The organism is Kitasatospora putterlickiae (assembly GCF_039527695.1).
Classification (GTDB): domain Bacteria; phylum Actinomycetota; class Actinomycetes; order Streptomycetales; family Streptomycetaceae; genus Kitasatospora; species Kitasatospora putterlickiae.
The window spans coordinates 49,695-53,949 of sequence record NZ_BAAAKJ010000215.1; the positions used below are offsets into that span (position 1 = coordinate 49,695).

Genomic DNA, 4,255 nt, shown 5'->3' on the forward strand with positions numbered 1-4,255 from the left:
CCCACCGCGATTGCCGGTGGGGCCGCCTTCCCCGTTCCCCTGCCCTGATCTTCTCGGCCCCGGTGGGCCGTCCCGGACGCTGCGGTGATCGGCGGGCCGGCGGGGGCCGCGGTCCGCTGCCGGTGGAGGCGCTCGCGGTGGCGCGGGGCCGGGGGCGACCGGGCCCAGGCGAGGGCGTCCGGTGCACGCGTCCGCCGGATCCGTCCGCTCCGGTTCGTCGGTGAATCCTTCCGCGGGGTCGCCACCTCTTATGGGTGGCTCCGGTGAGTGCCGGGGCGGTAGAGGAGGCTTGTGATGATGGTGTGGGTGGCCGTGGCGGTCGGCGCGGCGTTGATCGTGACGTGCAGTGTGACGGTGCTGCGGAAGTGGGGGCGGCGGCGTGGCTGAGGGGCGGGCGTGGCCGGGGAACGCGGTGGTGACCGCGGCCCAGGACGGGGACGTGGAGGCGATCGCCGCGTTGGTGTCGGGGGCGCATCCGCACGTGCAGCGGTTCGCGCGGTCGCTCTGTGCCACACCGGAGGACGCCGAGGACGCGGCGCAGGAGGCGCTGATCATCCTGTACCGCAAGATCGGGATGCTGCGGGCGACCGGGGCGCTGGCCTCGTGGATGTTCCGGATCGTGCGGAACGAGTGCCTGCGGCGGGCGCGCCTGGCGCTGCGGGAGCGGCCAGTGGCGGGGGAGGGGCCGTACCGGTCGACGGAGGACGAGGTGCTGGGGCGGCTGGAGGCCGGGCGGGTGGCGGAGGCCATCGCCGCGCTGCCGGCGGACCAGCGGCGGGTGCTGATCATGCGTGATGTGCAGGGGCTGAGCGGGCGGATGGTCGCCGACCGGCTGGGTCTCAGCACCGCCGCGATGAAGTCGCGGCTGCACCGGGCCCGGGCGGCGGTCCGTGCCGTCACCGGTGCGGGGGAGTGGTGATGGCCGGGGAGTCGGGGTTCGCCAGCAGGACGCTGGCCGGGCATCTGGCGCGGGGAGGCGTCGGGTTCGCGGCGCTGCTGGGGGCCTTCGCGTTGCTTCCCTTCGTTGGGCCGGTGGCGTTGCTCCTGCTGCCGGTCGGGGTGCTGGCCTTCCGCGGGTGTCCGACGTGCTGGGTGATCGGCCTGCTGGAGACGGTGTCGCGGGGGCGGCTGCGGCGCGAGTGCGTCGACGGGCGGTGCGAGCTGCGTCCCGGCGGGACCACGTAGGGCGGGTCCGTCGTGGCCACCGGACGAGGGTGGCCACGACGGACCCGGAACCCGGGGACCCAGGCCCGGCCGTCAGCCGATGGAACGCGGGAGACGGGTCGTCAGGTAGAAGACGGTGAAGGATCCCAGGAGCTGGATGCCCAGGCAGAGGGCGAGCGTGTCGGCCATGCCCAGGGTGGGCGAGAGGGACAGGTAGAGGGAGCCCAGGGTGGCGACGCCGAGGGCCAGGCTGGACTGCTGGCTTGTGGCGAGCACACCGCTGCCGACGCCCGCCCGGGCGGCGGGGACCTTGGAGAGCACGACCCGGAACAGCGGGGTGCCGATCAGACCCTGGCCGATGCCGGCGAGGGCGACGCCCGGGACCATCCGCAGCGGGGAGAAGCCGTCCGGGTCGGCGAGCACGGTGATGGCCAGGGTCGCCAGGCCGGTGGCCTGGACGGCGGCGCCGGCGGTGAGCACGCGGCTGCCGAAGCGGCCGATCAGGCGCGGGCCGCAGAGGGAGGCGGTGAAGTAGCCGACGGCCATCGGGACCAGTGCCCAGCCGGCCGCGACCGGGCCGAGGTTCAGGCCCTGCTGGAGGGCGACCGCGATCACGAACATGAAGCCGCCGAACCCGCCGAAGTAGGGCAGCGCGATGCCGAGGCCGCGCCGCATCTCGGGGACGCGCAGCAGGGTGGGCGGCACCAGCGGGGTGTCGCCGCGGTGCTCGGCCCGGCGTTCGACCAGGGCGAAGGCGGTGGCGAGCACCGGGAACAGGGCCAGCAGCACCCAGGACCAGAGCGGCCAGCCGGCGGCGCGGCCCTCCATCAGCGGGACGAGCAGGGAGAGCAGGGCGGCGGTGAGCAGGACGGTGCCGGCGATGTCGACCTTGGCGGCCTGCTCGGCGCGGCTCTCCGGGACGAAGCGCAGCGCGAGCACGAGGGCCAGCAGGGCGAACGGGACGTTCAGCAGGAAGACCGAGCGCCAGCCGCTGCCGAAGAGGTCGGCGGCGACCAGCATCCCGCCGAGCACCTGCCCGATGACCACCGAGATGCCGCCGACCGCGCCGTAGACCGAGAGCGCGCGCCCGCGCCGGGCGCCGTGGGTGGCGGCGGTGATGGTGCCGAGGACCTGCGGGATCAGCAGCGCGGCCGACGCGCCCTGGGCGGCCCGGGCGGCGACCAGGGACCAGGCGTCGGGGGCGAGCCCGCAGGCGAGCGAGGTCACGGCGAAGGCGGCGGCCCCGGCGACGAAGAGGCGGCGGCGGCCGAAGATGTCGCCCAGCCGTCCGCCGAGGACCAGCAGGACGGCGAACGCGATGCCGTACCCGGCGGCGACCAGTTCCAGCACGGCGGGACCGGCCGCGAGGTCGTGGTCGATGGTCGGAAGCGCGACGTTGACGATGAAGAAGTCGAGCATCGGGAGGAACGCCCCGAGCAGGACGGTGACCAGTCCGGCGGTGCCGAGGGAAGGGGAGGAGGGGGCGGAGGGGGCGGAGGGGGCGGAGGAGGCGGCTGGGGAAGCGGGGGCGAGGGGCCTGGTGGCGGTCAGTTGCTGGGTCACGGTCCTACGATCCGCCGCACCGCACCCTGGTACCAGAGTGTGCTTATCCAGGTATAAGAAGTACCTGGAAACAGGATGACGAGTGGCGCATCCTGATGGAATGAGTCTGACCACCGTCACGGCAAGCACCGGGAAAGCGTCCGCCGATCCGCGGCGGCAGCAGCTGGCGGCGTTCCTCCGCAGCCGCCGGGAGCGGATCACCCCCGAGCAGGTCGGGCTGCCGATGACCGGCCGGCGGCGCACGCCGGGGCTGCGCCGCGAGGAGGTGGCGCAGCTCGCCGCCGTCGGGGTCACCTGGTACACGTGGCTTGAACAGGGACGCGAGATCCAGGTGTCCGTCCAGGTGCTGGACGCGGTGGCGCGCGCCCTGCTGTTCGACCCGAGCGAGCGGGCCCATCTGTTCACGCTGGCCGGGGCGGAGGACCCGACGCCGGTGCGGGAGTGCCCGACCGTCACGCCGTCCGTCCGGCTGACGCTGGACCGGCTGGCGCCCTACCCGGCCGCGCTGATCAACTCCCGCTACGACGTGCTGGCGTACAACGCGCAGTACACCGGGATCGTCGGCGACCTGGAGGCGCTGCCGCCCGAGGACCGCAATCTGATGTGGCTGGCGTTCACCCCCTCGCGCTTCCGTGACGTGCTGGTGGACCACGAGGACGAGCGCGAGGTCATGGTGGCCCGGTTCCGCTCCGGGATGGGCGACCACGGGGGCGAGCCCGCCTGGCGGGCGCTGCTCTGCCGGCTGCGCCAGGCCTCCCCGGTGTTCGACGAGGCCTGGCAGCGGCACGACGTGCTGCGGCCGGGGAACGGATTGAAGCGCTTCCTGCTGCCGGAGGCCGGCTTGCTGCGCTTCGAGTACACGAGCTTCTGGATGGGCCCGTCCCAGGGCCCGCGGATGGTCGTCTACACCCCGAAGGACGAGGAGAGCGCCGCGCTGCTGTCGCGGCTGCCCACCCGGCCACCGTCGGCCAGGGCCGCGACGACGGTGTCGCCGGCCCGCTGACGGCCGCGGCCGTGCGGCGCGGGCCAGCCCGAGGGCCAGGCAGAGCGCGGCGAGCGGGAGTTCCAGGCACCCCGCCATCGTCAGCGCGGTGAGCGTCTCGGCGCCCGCGTCCGCGGTGGCGATGTCGACCAGGGCGTCGCCCGCGAGCAGCAGGGCCACCGCGGCGGCGGGTGCGACGGCGGCCGGGTGGCGGTGGCGCAGCACGGCGTCCAGCCGGAGCAGGGCGGCGAACTCGCACAGGTCGAGGGCGACCCACGCCGTCTCCCCGGCGGCCGCGAGCACCGCCATCCAGGGCGGCAGCGCGAAGGCGGCGAGGGCGGGCACCCGCCCGGCGAGCGCGGGGCGGACGGCGGCGCTCATCGGGCACCCCCGCTCCCCGCGGGGCGGACCCGGGTCAGCGGGGACCGCTCGGCCCCGGCCCCGTCGGCCGTCTCGACGAGCACGCCGTCGAAGACGCCCTCGGCCCAGGCGAGCCAGAACTCCCCGGCGACCGTGACCACTTCACCTTCCGCGACCACCGGCGCG

General features: G+C 75.0%; 4 protein-coding genes. 3 read left to right on the forward strand and 1 reads right to left on the reverse strand.

Going from position 1 to position 4,255, the window contains the following annotated elements; translation table 11 throughout:
- Positions 1 to 412 precede the first annotated feature (412 nt).
- Together ABD308_RS21385 and ABD308_RS21390 are read left to right on the forward strand one after the other, a co-directional pair.
- Positions 413 to 919 (forward strand): RNA polymerase sigma factor, encoded by a 507-nt coding sequence (locus ABD308_RS21385; protein ID WP_344337591.1) that lies wholly within the window; start codon positions 413 to 415, stop codon positions 917 to 919.
- Positions 919 to 1,185, forward strand: a complete 267-nt coding sequence (locus ABD308_RS21390) for a hypothetical protein (protein ID WP_344337593.1) — start codon at positions 919 to 921, stop codon at positions 1,183 to 1,185. The genes ABD308_RS21385 and ABD308_RS21390 overlap by 1 nt, the downstream gene beginning before the upstream one ends.
- A gap of 72 nt (positions 1,186 to 1,257) precedes the next feature.
- Here the strand turns inward: ABD308_RS21390 and ABD308_RS21395 are convergent, their stop codons facing one another.
- Positions 1,258 to 2,727 carry an MFS transporter gene (locus tag ABD308_RS21395; protein WP_344337595.1) on the reverse strand — a complete coding sequence of 490 codons (1,470 nt, stop codon included), beginning with the start codon at positions 2,725 to 2,727 and terminating at the stop codon, positions 1,258 to 1,260.
- Positions 2,728 to 2,827: 100 nt separating this feature from the next.
- On the opposite strand from ABD308_RS21395, the gene ABD308_RS21400 reads away from it, so the two are divergent.
- A complete protein-coding gene (locus ABD308_RS21400; RefSeq protein ID WP_344337597.1) occupies positions 2,828 to 3,730 on the forward strand; it encodes a helix-turn-helix transcriptional regulator in 903 nt (300 codons plus the stop codon).
- Positions 3,731 to 4,255: the final 525 nt, after the last annotated feature.

What these genes read in the sequence shown, in the direction of transcription:
- ABD308_RS21400 (WP_344337597.1), top strand. Translation starts at nt 2,828, where the DNA reads ATGAGTCTGACCACCGTCACGGCAAGCACCGGGAAAGCGTCCGCCGAT.
- ABD308_RS21390 (WP_344337593.1), top strand. Translation starts at nt 919, where the DNA reads ATGGCCGGGGAGTCGGGGTTCGCCAGCAGGACGCTGGCCGGGCATCTG.